15 protein-coding genes and 1 pseudogene are annotated in these 18,908 nt (G+C 38.0%); 8 read left to right on the forward strand and 8 right to left on the reverse strand.

Features of this window, described 5'->3' with window-relative positions:
* A partial coding sequence (gene tnpA / locus HJP15_RS22405) for an IS66 family insertion sequence element accessory protein TnpA (RefSeq protein ID WP_432651944.1) occupies positions 1-106 on the reverse strand: 106 nt, incomplete at its 3' end.
* Positions 107-183: 77 nt separating this feature from the next.
* Here tnpA and HJP15_RS08420 point away from each other — a divergent pair.
* Positions 184-981, forward strand: a pseudogene (locus HJP15_RS08420) (transposase); the annotation flags it as partial.
* A gap of 420 nt (positions 982-1,401) precedes the next feature.
* Here HJP15_RS08420 and HJP15_RS08425 read toward each other — a convergent pair.
* Entirely contained in the window at positions 1,402-4,482 is a 3,081-nt protein-coding gene (locus tag HJP15_RS08425) for a VWA domain-containing protein (RefSeq protein WP_349304616.1), read from the reverse strand.
* A gap of 104 nt (positions 4,483-4,586) precedes the next feature.
* On the opposite strand from HJP15_RS08425, the gene HJP15_RS08430 reads away from it, so the two are divergent.
* From HJP15_RS08430 to HJP15_RS08450, 5 genes are all read left to right on the forward strand, one after another.
* Positions 4,587-4,757 carry a hypothetical protein gene (locus HJP15_RS08430; RefSeq protein ID WP_170173514.1) on the forward strand — a complete coding sequence of 57 codons (171 nt, stop codon included), beginning with the start codon at positions 4,587-4,589 and terminating at the stop codon, positions 4,755-4,757.
* 347 nt (positions 4,758-5,104) lie between these two features.
* Entirely contained in the window at positions 5,105-5,548 is a 444-nt protein-coding gene (locus HJP15_RS08435) for a hypothetical protein (RefSeq protein WP_170173516.1), read from the forward strand.
* 18 nt (positions 5,549-5,566) lie between these two features.
* A complete protein-coding gene (locus HJP15_RS08440) occupies positions 5,567-5,704 on the forward strand; it encodes a hypothetical protein (RefSeq protein ID WP_170173517.1) in 138 nt (45 codons plus the stop codon).
* Positions 5,705-6,103: 399 nt separating this feature from the next.
* Complete coding sequence (locus HJP15_RS08445) at positions 6,104-6,880, forward strand: hypothetical protein (protein WP_170173519.1); 777 nt, start codon at positions 6,104-6,106, stop codon at positions 6,878-6,880.
* A 281-nt stretch (positions 6,881-7,161) separates the two neighbouring features.
* Positions 7,162-10,221 (forward strand): ATP-binding protein, encoded by a 3,060-nt coding sequence (locus HJP15_RS08450; protein ID WP_170173521.1) that lies wholly within the window; start codon positions 7,162-7,164, stop codon positions 10,219-10,221.
* Here HJP15_RS08450 and HJP15_RS08455 read toward each other — a convergent pair.
* The 6 genes from HJP15_RS08455 to HJP15_RS08480 form a co-directional block, all read right to left on the reverse strand.
* Positions 10,218-11,048 (reverse strand): UDP-2,3-diacylglucosamine diphosphatase, encoded by an 831-nt coding sequence (locus HJP15_RS08455; RefSeq protein ID WP_054204641.1) that lies wholly within the window; start codon positions 11,046-11,048, stop codon positions 10,218-10,220. The two genes, HJP15_RS08450 and HJP15_RS08455, sit on opposite strands and share 4 nt — an antisense overlap.
* 207 nt (positions 11,049-11,255) lie before the next feature.
* Complete coding sequence (locus HJP15_RS08460; protein ID WP_170173523.1) at positions 11,256-12,980, reverse strand: proline--tRNA ligase; 1,725 nt, start codon at positions 12,978-12,980, stop codon at positions 11,256-11,258.
* 90 nt (positions 12,981-13,070) lie between these two features.
* Entirely contained in the window at positions 13,071-13,775 is a 705-nt protein-coding gene (gene tsaA / locus HJP15_RS08465; protein ID WP_054204639.1) for a tRNA (N6-threonylcarbamoyladenosine(37)-N6)-methyltransferase TrmO, read from the reverse strand.
* A gap of 94 nt (positions 13,776-13,869) precedes the next feature.
* Positions 13,870-14,442, reverse strand: a complete 573-nt coding sequence (locus HJP15_RS08470) for an outer membrane beta-barrel protein (protein ID WP_054204638.1) — start codon at positions 14,440-14,442, stop codon at positions 13,870-13,872.
* Positions 14,443-14,653: 211 nt separating this feature from the next.
* Positions 14,654-15,127, reverse strand: a complete 474-nt coding sequence (locus tag HJP15_RS08475) for an acyl-CoA thioesterase (protein ID WP_054204637.1) — start codon at positions 15,125-15,127, stop codon at positions 14,654-14,656.
* Between the two features lie 99 nt (positions 15,128-15,226).
* Positions 15,227-16,873 (reverse strand): electron transfer flavoprotein-ubiquinone oxidoreductase, encoded by a 1,647-nt coding sequence (locus tag HJP15_RS08480; RefSeq protein ID WP_170173525.1) that lies wholly within the window; start codon positions 16,871-16,873, stop codon positions 15,227-15,229.
* Positions 16,874-17,068: 195 nt separating this feature from the next.
* Here HJP15_RS08480 and HJP15_RS08485 point away from each other — a divergent pair, with 195 nt between their 5' ends.
* Positions 17,069-17,818: an electron transfer flavoprotein subunit beta/FixA family protein gene (locus tag HJP15_RS08485; RefSeq protein WP_054204635.1), complete on the forward strand. Its 750-nt coding sequence runs from the start codon at positions 17,069-17,071 to the stop codon at positions 17,816-17,818.
* Positions 17,819-18,745 (forward strand): electron transfer flavoprotein subunit alpha/FixB family protein, encoded by a 927-nt coding sequence (locus HJP15_RS08490; protein ID WP_054204634.1) that lies wholly within the window; start codon positions 17,819-17,821, stop codon positions 18,743-18,745. It begins immediately after the preceding gene.
* Positions 18,746-18,908 lie beyond the last annotated feature (163 nt).

Genomic DNA, 18,908 nt, shown 5'->3' on the forward strand with positions numbered 1-18,908 from the left:
TTTTAGATAAGGCATGTTGCTGGCAAAACTCAGTAATAGTTAAATCGCTGGCTTGTTGTTCTTCGATAATGTTACGCCACTGCTCAAGGCTACGTGTTTTTCTCATGGCTATCTCCTAATTGAAATTCAGAAATAGCTTAATCGGTTTGACGAATTACTGGCAGGTGCACTTTGCTAGACGCTTACGATGTATGTGCTTATGCAGTAATGAGTAACCACACGCATTTAGTCCTGCATGTTGATGACAAAAAAGTGAATCGATTACATGACAAAGCAATTGGTATTCGCTGGCATAAACCGTTTAAAGGCACGTTACTCACGCAAAAATACATACAAGGTGAAAAGTTAAGTAAAGCAGAGCTTATCTTTTTTAATCAAACAGTGAAACAATACCGTGAGCGGTTATCCAGTATAAGCTGGTTTATGCGCTTGTTAAATGAAGACATTGCACGAAGAGCAAACAAAGAAGATAAGTGTACAGGCCGGTTCTGGGAAGGTCGCTTTAAATCACAAGCTTTGTTAGATGAAGCGGCATTAGCAACGTGTATGGCGTATGTTGATTTAAACCCGATTAGAGCTCAAATGGCTAAAACACCAGAAGAGTCTGACCACACCAGCGTACAAAAAAGAGTAGATAGCGCAACGATAGGTAAGCAACCTAAACAGCTATTACGCTTTGCAGGTAGATCACGTCAAATTATGCCAAAAGGGCTACCGTTTGAGCTTAAGTCGTATCTTGAACTTGTTGACCTAACAGGGCGCTGTATTCGTGAAGGTAAGCGAGGATACATAGAAAAGACTATTTTACCGTTATTAAGACGTGTAAATATTTCTCCTGAAAACTGGTTAAAACTAACCACGCAATTTACGCGCGTGTTTCATGGCGCAGTAGGTAGGACGACCTCACAAGAGAGTTACTGTGAACACTTGAGCAGAAAACGGCGTAGCAACGTCAGTAACTGCGAAAAGCTGCTGGCATAAAGTTAAAAGTCTTCAATAAAGAATTAAAGCTGCAATCATGCAATTATTTTCATGCGTGTAATTTAAGTTCAATAATAATAACTGCTTATTTCATGATGAAATGAAAGTAACGCAGTCATAAAACAGAAATTATTAGCTTAGAAAGTAAATATATGAACACAGCTTTCGCTTCATAAATTAGAATGAACGTCTTGTTAGTTCCTTTTTCAACTAAACGGTAAAACAATACCGAGAGCGGTTATCCAGTATCTGCTGGTTTATGCGTTTGTATTTGAATACTTTTAGTTAACAAAAAATGTAAATGCATAGATGTCTCATTGATGCATTTTACATATAGAGTAAAAAGTTAATATAAAGAAAGGCCTTCGTAAAAATAAATTGCGGAGGCCTTTTTAAAACTAATAAAGCTTTTCGGTTAAGTTATTTTTTACGGCGCCTCAATAACGAAAGCGGTGTTAACATCATTGTAAGCCAAAATAGACTACCACTATCATTGTTACGTGAACTAACTTTGTCTGGTTCTTCTACAGGCTCTGAGTCTTCACCTGGGATCGTTACTGTAACAATTACTTTGCCTTCAACGAAAGCGCCTTTATTGTCGGTAACGATATAAATAAAAGAATCTGTTACAACCGTTCCTGGAGCTTGGTCGGAGAATGCAGAAGATGCATCATAAGTTACTTCATTCTGTGCTAAAGTAACTAACCCGATAGTCCCATCAGTTCGTATACTATCAATAACCAAAGTATCACCATCTAAATCAGAATCGTTATCTAGTGGTTTAATAACAGTTACTTCTCCTGACAAAGCAGAGATAGTATCAGCCTTTACTTCAGGCGCATTGTTAGAAGGGATATTGTTAATAGTCACATCCGTATAAATAGGCTCACCAGTACTAATTTGATATCCTCCCATACGAGCATTTGGATCTTGATGTTTTACTGCAGCGTAAATTTTTGATTCAACTTCAGATTGATCAATTTTATAATATACATAACCAGTTTTGGATGGATTACTCTGCAAAGTGATATTCTCTTTAATAGGAGTTGTACCATCTGATTTATATAAATTAAGGTTAGGTGTCATTCCTAAACTTAAATTCGTAACACGCACCACTAGCTCTTTAGTCGTATCTATATCATTTATTTCATAAAAGTCTAAATCGCTTTGGCCATCTATTACACCACTTTTGTCTGCATTATTTGAGATCAATTGATCGCTAAAATAATACTTATCATTATAGTCTGATCGTGGCACATCACTTACGACTAATGAGGCTTTAGCAATACGTATAAAGTTTTCATCTATGCTTGGTAAAGCTTCCATCTCAGGTACGGAGCCATCACGTGTTGGTGTTAATAAACCTGTCGTAGTATAAATAGCATTATCATCATCATTATTCACGTTGACTTCAACTTGATAAATGCCATTTTCATTATAGGGTGCTATTACAGAGTAGATACCATCCCCGGCGACTGCATCACCTTCCAAGCCATTATCAAACATTTTTAAATCAGTTGGGGTCTGATTAGGATCTGTAATTGTTGCAAGAACATTAGCGCCAGTAATTAATTTATCTTTAGTGATTGCGGCTGTCAGAATCATAGGGGAGGGATAGATGACCGCATTTCCTTGTGAACCTTCAACACTCAAGGTATAGCTACCGGATAAACTAGGTTCTGCACTTACATTAACAGTAGCAGTTAAACTATCAACATCATTTAAACTGGTAATCTGTAATTGCCACTCTCCTGTGCCGTGCAACGATATGTGTTGGTTTGTAATATAAACACTGCAAGACAATGTTTCTGCCGCATCATTACAGTTAAAAGCTACATCACTGACTTCATTGCCGATGCTATTTAAAAGAGTTAACTGTAAATCATCAGGGTTAGCATTAAAATTGATAAATATATTTAGATTATCCAACCCTGAATCAATAGCAATAACTTGGGTAACACTTTGTAAACTATCTATAATAAAAGTTGAGGATGCTAAATTTTGGTTGTCTGTTGCAGTGGCATTAGCCTGTAAAAATGTATCCACAATTTCTGTAAGTGTAGTGGGTGACGAAAAGTATTTTCCGCCTGTTTCATTAGCAATTGTTAACAAAGGCCCTGTGGGTGATGCAAAGCCATAACCTAAGCTAAAAATAGTAATGTTACTATTTTGATAATTAGCTATAATCTGTTCTTGTGTATAACTTGAATCATTATCGTAGCCATCAGCCAAAATAAATACAACACCCGGAGCATTACTGTCTTTATTGTACTGATAATTGGTTAGGTTATCTAATGCCAGCTGTAAACCATCGTAAAGCGCTGTACTGCCATTCTCATAGATAGCATCTATTGCTGCTTTTAGTTCATTTTTCACAGATGAATCCGAACTTTCAATTTTTGTAACAGGATAATCTTGCTGAACCCTATCGTCACTTGAGAAACTAACAAGCCCCATTGATGTACTACCTTCAGCAGTTGCATCCACAAGAGTTTTAGCAGCCTTCTTTGCATTACTCATTGCTGGACCTAACATACTATAAGAACGATCTACCACAACTTGCATGTCTATATCACCCTCAATCCAAACTACATCAAGCTGGTTTTGACAAGAGTCTCGCTCTGCTGGCAATTTGATCTTTAGCGGCGTATCTAAATCAGGAGCATTATCTGCCAAAGTCAAAAACCGTGTTCGGCTTGGTTGTGCTGTTTTACGACCTGTTTTAGGGTCATCTTTCACATCTTGTAGTAGCACTTCCCAGGCACTTTTACCATATATACGACCTTGTGCTGTGAGGTCAATATTACCAATGGTGTCCTTAGTAGAATGATTTAACCATTGCATACCTGCCGTCAATGCTTGCCACTGATTGCTCATAATAGACGTAGTTGGCGCATCACTCTTAATAGGTGTATTAGGTTCTGCAGAATCAGCTATACCCTGATACTCATCAAATAAACCATAGGCATAATGGCTCCATTCATGAGCTAAAGTATATCCTGCCCCTTGAGGATCATGTAACATGTTATGGTCTATTCCCGGCCCTGAGCCATTAGGAAAAACATCTCCAAACCAAATATGCATACCATTAGCGCCAAAACCTGAGGCATTAGCTCGTGGCCATTCTCTTTTACCCCATATAATATCTGATTTAGAACGATGCTTATTCTCTCTAAATACATTTATTTTACCAAGCTTATGCTCACCATTTGTCTGCTCACAAACAGCATCTGCAAAGTGAGAAAATATTTCTTCATAAACAACTTTTTCTGACCCTTCAGGGTTATTATGCAATGATACTGTAATATCAAAAACCGCTTTAGATGAATCAGTACTAACAGCTGGTATAGATTTAACCTTTTGAGCTGTCAATACTTTTTTATATTGCTGCTGATCAACCGTATTAACACGTGACAACCAGCTATTAGCTGCAATAGCTGAAGTCGATGCTAAAGCTACCCCGACATACAACGCACTTTTAGTTAGTTTACTTTTTTGCACTATTAATTCCTTTTTATTAACAATAATTGGTAGGTACCCTAGTTGTTGCCAACTATAATACCTTGATTATTTTGAAGTATTATTTTTTCTTTGCATGAGAGCGTTTGAATTTAACTAAAGATATTAATTCAAATATCGATGTTGTTTTAATATTCGTAGATATATTGCAGTCAGGCTTTTCAACTTTAGGCTTTGGGGAAAATATCACATTAAGCTTAGCAAAATTAGCTTTGAACTTATTACTATATTTAGCGCTTAGCTCAATTGATGGCTGAGTATATTGTATATTCATGCAACTTGATCAAAATAATGATGTGATAACACAATTGAAGTTGAATCAAATTCAATTATTTCAAACTTATTATTAGAAATTTTATTCACTATTTGAATAGTAAAGTAACGCTGAACATTCAAAGAGTGTTGAAGAATAAATGGAGCATCCAAAAAAGCTTTGATGCTCATCATCAATTGAAAAAAACGAAAAATTAATATGTGATGCACCATCATCCTTGACTGACCTACCCATCCATAACCACCACTTTAGCAAAAAATAATTTAAAATCAAACAGACCTGTAACAATTAAATATTAATAACTTGTTTCCTGTACGATGATTTAAAAACTTGAATTCAAGCTTAGCAAAAACATCTCCTTTTATTGATATTAAAATAAATAGCGATGAGCTTTATCTGCCGGCGTTACTATTTACCGACAAAAAACCGCGCACATTAACTAAACAGGATATTGTCAGCATCGAGGCTAAATGGAATTACAATTACGACACAATTGATGACTCTATTGGCAGAACTACAAAAAGGTCACACCTAATATCGCTTGTTTTTAATACTACAAAAGGGCAGAGCATAGCACTTTCTCACTGGAGTGTTGATAGTGAGGCCCTCGTATATTCGTTACTAAAATACCAATACCCAGTTTCATTAGATAGAACAAGCGAAATGGTTTACCCATTTAAGCGGCACATTGGCTTGATGGTCGGCTTATTTATCGTGATAGTAATTATCAATGCGAGTAATTTACCAAACCTTATAAGCTCTTTTAATTCGTAATATTGTTAAGGATAAATAATGAATCAATACTTATTGCCACTGTCGCTATTAGCAAGCTTTACATGCCACGCAGAGATTGATTTAACAATCCCAAAAGAAAGCTGCCTTAAAGCAGTAGAAATAGTAAAAAATAAAGATGAACAGTTATTTAAGTAAGCAACTTTTTACACCTGTTGATCATATCCCAATGCAGATAAAGCGATCACCAAACATGTTGATAGGGCACATAAAAAATACTACGCAAAAGAGTACGATGGCATAAAAACTTTCGTCTTGTTGAATCAAAGCTTGTTAACTACTCTGAAAATACTGAGTGTAGCGCTGTTAAAGAAACGTATAAAAAGTGGGGGTATACAGAGCAAGCATTTATATATTATAAATTTGATGCCAATGATAAAAGGTTTAAAGATCAGCGCACAGTTTATAACAAATGCCGTTTTGGCTTAAAAGATGGCAAGTGGTATATGGATAATTTACTGAAAAATTAATTTTAGTGTGTTTTAATTAAGATTAGAATATAAAATAAGCAATTAATAAATAAGGATATACGTTAAGGTGCAAAAAAATATTAAACTAGTCGCTATTTTTTTCTTCTTGTTGATAAGCAGTCAAACGATAGCTAATAGCAATAACTTAACAGTAAAATACGAAGTGATTAAGGGCGGTGAGCATTTTGCTGATATTACAGTCAAGGTTAACGACACCTACTTACGCACCGATTACCAGCTAAAAGATGAAAAGCTTACTGAGATGACTGTAAAGTGGAAAGGTCAATATGTTATTGAGCATAAAACCCAGCGAGCTTACCTACTTGACTACAATGTTACTAACCAAAGAGCAGAAGATGCACGCAAAGAAATGGCTGCACAAATCACTAATATATCGGCAGAACAGATATTTGAAATGAGTATTGATCCTATCAATGATGAAAGTGAATTTATACGTTATGAAAAAGTAGGAAACAATAAATTAGTTGGAAAGTTTGAAGGTGATGTTGATCATGAAATTCAGTACCTTGAGCTGCCTAATAAGTATATGAGTCAAAAACAATATGACTGGTTACTTTCAAGAGCCAAAGAAGATCGCAAATTTGGCCAAGCCTTTGTTGCTATTCTAGAGCAGCCACTTTCTGAAGTTATTCGCAGAGTGAGTTATCAACATGCTGTTCTTCCTGTCCAAATAAAAACATATGACTATGATATAAACCTAAAGTCTGTTGATTCTAAATTTATTGATGAGAGTGAACTGCAAATCAAAGCAGGGATTATTCAGGCAGATATGACTCATTCTGCAATCCAATTTTTAGAAAGCTTATCACAGCGCTTCAAATAATAAATTGCCAATGGTAGTGCGGCTGTAGTGATCTCGGTTCACTTATCGGTTTTTGTGAACCACAATTTTTAGAGACTGTAAAATTCAGAGTCAAATCGAAACAAGCTACATGTCGGATCATAAAAACGTTTATTTAGGAACGTGGGATTTTGATGTTGGTATGATATTAAGTAATTTACTCTTTATTCTCTTAAATAGACAAATTTTAAAAAATTTAACAAATTCATATTCTACTTGCTCTATACTATAACCTGTATTTGAAAAGCTATATGGCAATATTAATGCACTTCCAATCTTCAATTAGTCATCTTTTTCGCAGCAATAAAATATCTTTATTAGCGCTGCTCGTCTTTAGCATTATCGCGATCTCTGCTTTATATATATTCGAGCTTAAAGTTAGACAAGATGTTTACCGCACAGCTCAAACAAACCTCAATCAAGAATTGAGTACAAAAAGCTTATCTTTAAAAAGACAGTTAAAAAGTAGTGTTACGTCTATTCGTTTTTTAAATGCTACACCGCCCATTTCAGGTATTAGTAGAGCAACAGATAATAATTTTATAGATCCGCTTCTAAATACACCCATTGAAGTATGGCAGACACGTCTGGCTGGGATTTTCAGTGGTTTTATGAATACAGACGAGTATTTATTACAGGCAAGGTACATAACTTTAGCCAATGATGGCCAAGAGGTTGTAAGAGTAGACAGAGATTTAGATGGTGTTATAAGACGTATAGAAGGTGAGCAATTACAGCATAAGGGCCAGCGAGATTATATGCTTAAAGCCAGTATGTTAGACCAAAACTCTGTTTATATATCACCCATTGACTACAACCGAGAAAACGGAGAGATCCAAGTTCCCTATGTAAGTACTTATAGGGTAGCTAAACCTGTGTTTAATAAGGAAGGGTTTGTTTTTGCAGTACTTGTTACAAATTACTTTGCAGAAGAACTCTTTGATAGTTTGATTTTTAGTCTTCCTGATGGGGTAGATATCTATCTTTTAAACAATCAAAATCAGTTTTTATCGCACCCGCAGTCAGATCTGACATTTGGGTTTGAATTTGGTCAAGATATAACATGGTCAACTGTTTTCAATGAAAGCCAAGATATCAGTATGCAAGATACTTTGGCTATGAGTGGTTTACCAAATCAGTATTACCTCAAGCAACGTATTGCATTTGATAGTAACGATATTAGCATGTTGCCTTTAGAGCTTGCAGTGTCAATTGACACTTCGGTATTACTAAAAGAAATTGCAAATAGGCGTGAGAGTTTCATTTTAGTGGTTTTTTCACTGTTTTCAGTCTTATTGTTTATGGTCTTGTTTTATCAACGTTACATTAACCGTAAGTTAGAAATTCACTCATTGAAAGAACAGAATAATAAAATCATTGAGAACTCACTAGATTCAATCGTCACTGTAGAAGAAAATGGTGTGATCAGTAATGCAAATAAAACAGCGTTGCAAAGCTTTGATTTACTATTAAATGAAACGAATTTTACGCAGTTATTTGAATTAAAAAATAAAGATAAGCACAGTTTAAGTGAAACTATCAACAAAGGAGCAAAACCACCATTTGAAGCTGTATATATAGATACTGATAACATCCGGCACTTTTATTCTGTTACTTTAACCTGTGTTTTTGATGTGTTCACTCAGCGAAATCAAATAGCGGCGATTTTGAGAAATATTAATTCTTTAAAGCAAACTCAGAGCGAGCTTGAATTATTAAATGAGACACTAGAGTTAAAAGTATCACAGCGTACAGTGGAGCTTGAAAGTGCGATAGAAGAAGCGCTTGCAGCCAGCCAAGCTAAAAGTGATTTTGTGGCGAATATTTCCCATGAGATCCGCACGCCAATGAATGGTGTGTTGGGGATGCTAGAAATGCTTAAAGAAGACCCATTAAGTGACGTGCAGCTACAGTATTTAAGCTTTGCAAATAGTAGTGCTAATTCATTAATGACACTTATAAACGACATTCTTGATTTTTCTAAGATTGAAGCGGGTAAGCTTGATATTGATAATCATAGCTTTGATGTAATTACTGTTTGCAGTGATATGATCACTTCAATGGCGATACAGGGCCAGAGAAAAGGGCTCGAAGTGTTATTAAATACCGATAAAGTCATGGATCGAATGCTTGTTGGGGATAGCCATCGTTTAAAACAAATTTTGATCAATTTATTGAATAATGCTTTTAAATTTACCCACCAAGGCGAAGTAAGTTTAACACTTGATTGTAAATATCTAACTGAAGATAAACTACGTATGAGTTTTTCTATTCAGGATACTGGTATAGGTATTGCGCAAGAAAATATAGATAAATTATTTGATGTATTTACTCAAGAAGACACAAGTACTACTCGACACTTTGGTGGTACAGGGCTTGGTTTATCGATTTGTAAAAAACTAGCGCAACTAATGGGCGGAGATATAAGTGTAACCAGTGAAAAAGGCAAAGGCAGCTGCTTTACTGCCTATGTAGATCTTCATGTTGCACCCGAGAAAAAATTAAATACCCCTATTGAATTAGCCGCAGATATTCAAGTAGGCGTGTTAATTGCAAAAGAGAGTGTGTTTCAAAATATTACCAATTTACTTGTCAAAAACTGTAAAGTTGATTTAAATAACATACAACGTTTTGATTATCTAGAAGAGTACGATACGTTCAATGTCGACCTCATGGTGATTGATAACGAGCACCCACTGCTCGATAAATTAATCGCTTTATGCGAACAGCAAAATAAAAAGTATATGTTAATTTTGCGTGATTTATTATTAAGTAAGGCTGATAAAGCGAGCTTTCCTGAAAACTGCCACATGCTTAATAAGCCGCTAACACAAGATCAGTTTAGCTATAAGCTGGCAAGTATATTTGGTGCAAGTAATAGCTTTTTACTTCCTTCCCAGAAAGCTGATTCTGAAGGCGAGGTTCATGTTGATCTCTCTCGATACAAAGTCTTGCTGGTGGATGATAATATGATCAATATCGAAGTTGCTAAAGCCATTTTAAAACGAACCCAGGTCAGTATTACGTGTGCAAGCGATGGTGTGGAAGCACTCGAAGCATTACAAGCGCACCAACAACAGCCATTTGATGTTATTTTAATGGATTGTCAAATGCCTAATCTTAATGGTTATGATACGACAAGTGAGATCCGAAATAATAAAGCCGGCATTGTCTATCGCCATATCCCGATTATTGCTATGACAGCCAGTGCAATGGCAGGGGATAGGGAACGGTGTATTTCAGCGGGTATGAATGATTACATTACTAAGCCTATTAAACCAAAAACCTTGAAAAACAAGTTAGCGATGTGGCTGCTTAATTAAGCAGCCGATTTTTGCTCCTTATTTTTAACTCGGCTGTGTGATGATTCATCTGCTGAGTTAAGCACTTTTTTGGTATCACTCCAATGTAGCAGTTCAATCCTTCCACATGCTTGCTCTACCAGTGCTGTGCAGCTTTCTATCCAATCGCCATCGTTGCAATACACAATCCCATCAACTACTTTAATTTCAGGGTGATGGATATGACCACAAATAATTCCATCAACACCTTGTTTTTTCGCTTCATGAATAGCTGCATTTTCAAAAGCTTCTATTGCTTCTCGTGCTTTATGAACGCGGGCTTTTATCCACGCTGCAAGTGACCAGTAGTTCTGACCAAACAGCCGGCGAATACGGTTCGTCCAGCGATTTAAAAAAAGTAAAAAATCATAACCCGCATCACCTGCAATACTTATTAGCTTGTTGTAGCGAGTGGCAGAGTCAAAATCATCACCATGGACAAGCAAAAAGCGCTTATTAGCTTTTGTGGTATGAATATATTGCTGGTGTACTTCAATACCGAATAAGCTGTTGTTTATATATTGCCTGAATGTTTCATCATGATTGCCGGGAATATAGATAACACGCGTGCCTTGAGATGCTTTTTCTTGAATGCATGTTAAAACTTGGTAATGGCTTGAGTGCCAATAAAAGTTGCGCTTCATAGACCAAAGATCAATTATGTCGCCTACTAAATAGAGGGTATCGCATTCAATGCTGTTTAAAAAATCGAGTAGGTAATCAGCTCTGCAATCTTTATAGCCCAGGTGTACATCTGAGATCCATACTGCGGGAAAGTATTGTTTATCACTTGTGTTGTTATTAGTCATAGTCGTTATTGATAGTGTAATAATAACTACGTTAGGTAAATTTGATGACGTTAACGCGACAGTTTAACGAAACATCTATGACACTTAGTATCGAGCTCAGCATAATAGAGCACATGCTTACAATGAAAAAAGTAGTGTGATGATAAAAAGCAGGGAACAAAAAAGCCGCATAAAGCGGCTTTTATATTCAACTAGATTGACGTTAAATTAAACGTTCATCGCAGTTTTAATTGCTTCTACAGCGGTATCAATATCAATCATTAGCTTTTCGCCAGTACGGCGATTTTTAAGTTCTACTTTGTTTTCATCAAGGTTACGTTCGCCAATAACCAATGTGAAAGGCACACCCAATAATTCCATATCGTTGAACATCACACCAGGGCGTTCTTTACGATCATCAAATAACACTTCTAACCCTGCTGCTTTTAACCCTTCATAAAGATTATTAGCAATATCAGGAATACGATGAGATTTGTGCATATTCATTGGCACAATAGCAATGTCAAATGGCGCAATAGGCTGAGGCCAAATAATACCGTATTGGTCATTATTTTGCTCAATAGCAGCAGCGACGATGCGAGACACGCCAATACCGTAACAACCCATGGTCATTATTTGGTTTTTACCTGTTTCGCTTAATACACCGGCTTTCATTGCTTCTGAGTACTTAGTCCCAAGTTGGAAGATATGACCAACTTCAATGCCGCGCTTGATTTGTAAGTTACCTTGACCACAAGGGCTGGCGTCACCTTCAACAATGTTACGTAAGTCAGCAACTAGGTAATCTGTTACATCGCGATCCCAGTTTATGCCACTGTAATGCTCGTCGTCTTTATTAGCGCCTGCAACAAAGTCAGCCATCACATTGGCTGTGCGGTCAATAATAATTGGCATAGATAAACCTACAGGTCCTAAAGAACCAGGTTTTGCACCTACAGCGGCAATAATATCAGCTTCTTTTACCATCTCGAGAGGCGCATCGACTAATGAGTGTTTCTCTGCTTTAAGTTCATTAAGATCATGATCACCTCGCACAACTAAAGCAACCAAGCCTCGTTGGCCTTCTTCATTTGGCGCGCCATATACAATCAGCGTTTTAACACCACGATGTGGTTTTACACCGTAATGCTTTTTAAGCTCATCAATAGTTTTTGCATCTGGCGTAGGGAATGCTTTTAATTCTTTGCTCGGTGCAGGGCGAGCTTCACTTGGTGCGAGTGCTTCTGCTTTTTCAATGTTCGCAGCGTAGTCACTGGCATCACTAAATGCAATCGCATCTTCACCAGACTCAGCCAATACATGAAACTCATGCGATACGCTACCGCCAATTGACCCCGTGTCAGCAATAACTGGGCGGTAATCTAGGTTTAAGCGTTCAAAAATATTACAGTATGCTTTGTGCATCGCTTGGTAAGTTGCATCTAAACATTCATCACTTAAGTGGAACGAGTATGCGTCTTTCATGGTGAATTCACGTGCGCGCATTACACCAAAGCGAGGGCGACGTTCATCACGTACTTTTGTTTGTACTTGATACAAAGTGATAGGTAGTTGCTTGTAAGAGTTGATCTCTTTACGAACAAAATCAGTGATCACTTCTTCGTGAGTTGGGCCTAATGCAAACGTTCGATTATGGCGATCTGTAAAGCGGACTAACTCTGGGCCAAACTGATCCCAACGACCCGACTCTTCCCATAAATCAGCAGGCTGAATTACAGGCATTAGCATTTCGATAGCGCCTGCTTTATCCATTTCTTCGCGCACGATGTTTTCTACTTTACGTAACACGCGTAAACCAGAGGGTAACCAAGTATATAGGCCCGACGCGACGCGACGGATCATACCCGCTCTTAACATTAATTGATGCGATACAATTTCAGCATCTGAAGGCGTTTCTTTAAGTGTTGCGAGAATATATTGACTGGTACGCATGTTTATTCCGATAGTTATAAAATTATTATTTCAATAAGGCACTCAGTTTAGCAGTGGTTGCTTTTACACTAAAGCGCTAAGTGTGTTTTTCTAGTTTTTTTCTATGCTAGTGACGTAGTTATGTTCGCCGTTAACCTGCCAACGGATATTAAAATCATACAAGGTCATCCCATAACTTTGTTCACCCTCTTTTTGTTTTTTGTAAGCAGGGCGAGGGTCTTGCTTAAGGACATTATTGATAAAGTCGTGTAAATCAGGGTAGTCGGTCTGCTGTTTGATAAACTCGAGTACTGATGAGCTAAATTCAACGGTCATTTGCGTTTCTGGGCGAGTATCAGCAAAGCCTGCGGTTGCATCGACCATAGCATCAGAATAGGGTAAATAAGGTTTTATATCTAAAATTGGTGTGCCATCAAGTAAATCAATGCCCGCTAACAATAAGCATAATTGACCATTTTTATATTCAATGCCTTCGAGCTTTACTGCGCTCATACCAATGGCATTGGGTCTAAAGGTCGCACGTGTTGCAAACACACCTTTACGCTCATTGCCTCCTAAGCGTGGCGGTCTAACCATCGCAGAGTAACCTTTATCAGCGGTTTCATGAAAACGAAAGAGTAACCAAATATGGCTAAACTCATCTAAGCCACGAACAAATTCTTCACGGTTAAAATCAGCAGCAAACACAAGCTTTGCTTTGGCTTGTGGCACTAAACGAGGTTGGCGAGGAATAGCAAACTTCTGTTTATATGGAGATTGAATATGGCCAATGGCCGTTAGTTGAAAATCGTTCATGAAACTCAATGACTGTTGAAGATACGCCATTCTACCTGTTCATACTAAAAAAGGCAGCCTGAAGCTGCCTTAAACAAGGGGTATATAAAAAATGTTAGAACATGTATTGCACTGAAACAGACGCGACATCCATATCAGTATCAATATCGTCTTCTAATTTATAGCGTTCATACTCTAAGCGAACTTGCACGTTGCTTGTAAATGCGTACTCTAAACCCGCACCGTAAAATACATCACCACCACTTTGCTCAGCAGAAATTTCGCCAAGGGCAGGGATATCGCTGGTTACTTCTGCGTCCCACTCTAACCAACCGCCTTTAGCATAAACTGAAAAGCTCTCAGTAATTGGCGCTGCTAAGCGTCCGGCGAGAGATATACCATCTACTTCGGCATAGCTGTCTATGTCACTTACTTCATCAAAATTTTGATAAGCAAGTTCGAGACTTAAATATTTATTAAATTGGGTACCAATGTAGCCTTTGAGCATTTGTGAGTCATCGTCAAAATCAATGTCGTTTTCTGAATCTTCAAATTGAAAAGAATATTGACCGTAGCCGATACCAGTATAAATACGTGGTGAGTCCATCTCGTTAACATCAGCCTGCGCTGCAGAGTTAAAGCCAAGAGTTGCTAAAGCAAGTGCTGAAAGAGAAAGTGTTTTAATCATTAAATAGCTCCTTTATAAAATAAAAATAAATAACCCGTGGTTACTTGTCTCTTTTATAATTGCATTGATTATGCCAGCTTGAAGTTGGCTAAATTAAAAGCTAAAAATGGTGTTTTTGTCTAATCTATCAGCAGGTTGGTGTGTTTTTATTCATGTGTTCAGTTTCGCCATGGAAAGCTTTTCATGGCGATATGTAAACTTTACTTAGTGATTATTCTGGCTCACATTTGTGTAGTAAGGTTTCAGTTTCAATGGCGATTTCTTTCATTTTTATTGCGTAGTTTTCAAGTTGTTTCTCTTCGCTACTCACTGCCACGTATTCTGGCACATTAACAGGGTAGCCAGTTTCATCCATGGCTACGAAACTAATAACACAGTGATTTGTTTCAACCATATTTTGTGTTTTTGGATCACCACATCTCACTTGTATAAAGATTTGCATGCTTGTTTTACCCGTATGAGCGATTTTAGCTTCTACCTCAACTATTTGACCAACAAGAATAGGGCGGCGAAATTTAACACCAGCCACTGACACCGTAACGCAGTAGTGACCACTCCAACCAGCGGCACATGCATACCCAGCTTGGTCAATCCATTTCATGACAACACCACCGTGGACTTTTCCTCCAAAGTTAACATCGGTGGGCTCAGCTAAAAAACGAAACACTACATTTGACGACGGCATACATATTACTCTTTACTATTAGACGGTTATTATTGAGCATAGCGCAAAAAAGGGGCCGAAGCCCCTGCAATTTAGGATTAGTTCAAAATTTAAAATAATTTACATATTGGGGTAGTTTGGCCCACCAGCACCTTCAGGGGTTACCCATGTAATATTTTGGCTTGGATCTTTAATATCGCAGGTTTTACAATGCACACAATTTTGTGAATTGATCACAAACTCATCTTTACCGTCAACCTGTTGCACTTCATAAACCCCCGCAGGACAATAGCGCTGTGCTGGTTCGTCAAATTTTACAAGGTTTACGTCAATAGGGATGGCGTTGTTTTTTAGTTGTAAATGACACGGCTGAGATTCTTCATGGTTAGTGTTTGATAAAAACACAGATGACAACTTATCAAAGCTAAGTACAGCATCAGGTTTTGGGTAGTCAATTTTATCTGCTTGGTTTTTATCAACTAATGTGCAGTGATCTGGTGTGTTATCTTTAATAGTAAACGGTAAGCCGCCACCAAACATATTTTGATCAAGGGTGTTATAAGCTCCTCCTATAAACTTACCGAGTTTATGCATTGCAGGACCAAAGTTGCGAGATTGGTGCAACTCTTTATAGGCCCAGCTTTGCTTAAAGGCTTGTGCATACTCAGTAAGATCAGAGTGCGCCTGTGCGTTACACAAGGCTTTAAAAATAACCTCAGCTGCAATCATGCCTGATTTCATTGCAGTATGATTACCTTTGATTTTTGCAAAGTTTAAGGTGCCAGCATCACAGCCAACAAGTAAACCACCAGGGAAATGCATTTTAGGTAAAGAATGCAGGCCACCTTTTGCAATTGCGCGAGCACCATAAGAAATTCGCTCACCACCTTGGAGAATATCTTTAAAAACAGGATGATGTTTCATACGTTGAAATTCATCAAACGGGCTTAAATGTGGATTTGAATAATTTAAATCAACAATCAGCCCCACTACAACTTGGTTGTTTTCACTATGGTACATAAACGCACCGCCATTTGTATCCCCAGCGAGCGGCCAACCAGTTCCGTGAACAACGTTACCTTGCTTGTGTTTGGCAGGATCTATTTGCCAAATTTCTTTAAAGCCCAAACCATAATGTTGTGGTGATGCATCGGCATCAAGGGCAAATTGATTGATTAATTGTTTGCCTAAATGGCCACGGCAGCCCTCGGCAAATACAGTGTACTTTGCACGAAGCTCCATACCCGGCATAAAACCATCTTTTTCGTTGCCGTCTTTATCAAGGCCCATATCGCCAGTAACAATACCTTTTACAGTATCGTCTTCTATTATTAATGAATGAGCGCTAAACCCTGGAAAAACCTCAACCCCTAAGTTCTCAGCTTGTTCAGCGAGCCAACGACACACATTGCCCATAGAGACAATATAGTTACCCGTGTTATGAAAACTTTTTGGGGTCGCAAAATGAGGGATGGCAGTTGCTTTGTTGTCATTATTAAACCAATAAATCTCATCATTGGTTACTTTAGTTGTAACGGGAGCATCAAGGTCTTGCCAATTAGGCAGCAACTCATCTAATGCAGTGGTCTCAAATATTGCACCAGATAAAATATGGGCACCCACTTCTGAGCCTTTTTCAACTACGCAAATCGTACACTCTTGTTGTTTTTCTTGTGCTTGTTGCGCTAATCGGATTGCGGTAGCTAAGCCAGCAGGCCCAGCGCCGACAATAACGACATCAAATTCCATGGTTTCGCGTTCGACCATATTAACCTCTTTTGTGTGACGGACCTGTGCCTTTACGATGGCAATTTCATACTTGCAAATGAAACGTTACAGGTTAGGAATAGTTTAAGGTTATTTTAGGTTGACGTTTACGTCAACAGGAAGTAGTCTGAATTCATAAAATAAATAGGTTGACGTACACGTTACCTTGTAGGTTTAAATTAAAATGGAGTTCCTATGAAAGTTCTCGTACCAATAAAAAGAGTGATTGACTACAACGTGAAAGCACGTGTCAAAGCAGATAATAGCGACGTTGATCTTACTAATGTAAAAATGGCGATGAACCCATTTTGTGAAATAGCAATTGAAGAAGCAATTCGTTTAAAAGAAGCGGGTATAGCAACCGAGGTTGTTGCAGTTACAATTGGTGCTAAAGCATCGCAAGAGCAATTACGTACAGCGCTTGCTTTAGGAGCTGATAAAGCGATTCATATTGAAACGGATGAAAAATTAGAATCTCTGCATGTGGCTAAATTATTAGCTAAAATTGTTGAGCAAGAAGCACCAGAGCTGGTTATTTTAGGTAAACAGTCTATTGATTCAGATAACAATCAAACAGGACAAATGCTTGCTGCGTTAACAGGGCGCGGGCAGGGTACTTTTGCATCTAATGTAGATGTAGCCAATGGCACAGTAAATGTAACCCGTGAGGTCGATGGTGGTTTGCAAACTGTCGCACTTAAATTACCCGCTGTAGTGACGACTGATTTACGCCTTAATGAACCTCGTTATGCTTCATTACCGAATATTATGAAAGCAAAACGTAAGCCGCTAGATGTCATTGCAGCTGATAGCTTAGGTGTAGATTTAACACCGCGTATTAGCGTTGTTGAAGTACATGAACCAGCAAAGCGAAGTGGTGGCATCATTGTTGACGACGTTGCTCAGTTAGTTGATTTATTAAAAACACAAGCGAAGGTGATTTAAATGAAAACATTAGTTATTGCGGATCATGACAATGGTGTTTTAAAGCCTGAAACGTCAAAAACGATTAATGCGGCCTTAAAGCTTGGTTTTGCTGTTGATGTACTCATCGCGGGTGAAAATTTAGCACCGATGAGTGAAGAGGTTGCCAGCATTGCGGGTGTAAACGGCGTATTAGTTGCCGATAACAGTGAATATGCTCATCAATTAGCAGAAAATATCGCTGATTTAGTGCTATCACTTGCACCGGAGTATTCACACCTTGTAGCGAGTGCAACAACAACGGGTAAAAACTTTATGCCACGTGTTGCAGCCTTATTAGATGTAGCGCAAATTTCAGAAATCATTGACGTAGTTGATGGCGACACATTTAAACGCCCAATTTATGCAGGTAATGCAATTGCGACAGTTAAATCATTAGATAGTAAAAAAGTGATTACGGTTCGTGCGAGCAGCTTTGATTTACAAGGCGAGCAAACAGCTGCCGATATTACGGCTATTGACGCGGTATTTAGCAGTCAATTGAGCTCTTTTGTTAGTGTTGAACAAACCGAATCTGAACGTCCAGAGTTAACGGCTGCGCAAGTGGTTATATCAGGTGGGCGTGGCATGCAAAACGGTGAGAACTTCTCATTACTACATGGTATTGCTGATAAGCTTGGTGCTGCTATTGGCGCATCGCGTGCTGCGGTTGACGCGGGCTTTGTACCCAATGATATGCAAGTAGGTCAAACGGGTAAAATTGTTGCGCCTAACTTATATATTGCAGTGGGTATCAGCGGCGCAATTCAGCACTTAGCAGGCATGAAAGATTCAAAAGTGATTGTTGCAATCAATAAAGATCCAGATGCACCGATTTTCCAAGTGGCAGATTACGGCCTAGTTGCTGATTTATTTGATGTGCTACCAGAGCTAGAAAGCGCGCTATAATAACTCTGATTGTTAAAAGCTGTTGTGACTATTTTCATGCTCGCACAGCTTTTTTATTTTGCTTACCTGAATTCACCTCAAAACACATTTTAAAATATCTTTTCATTGCTTTTCAGCTCAAAAACCATACATCACACTTCATTTTTTTATTGATTAATTTTAC

It is taken from the genome of Pseudoalteromonas sp. NEC-BIFX-2020_002, from assembly GCF_013002825.1.
In the GTDB taxonomy this organism is placed as follows: Bacteria; Pseudomonadota; Gammaproteobacteria; order Enterobacterales; family Alteromonadaceae; genus Pseudoalteromonas; species Pseudoalteromonas neustonica.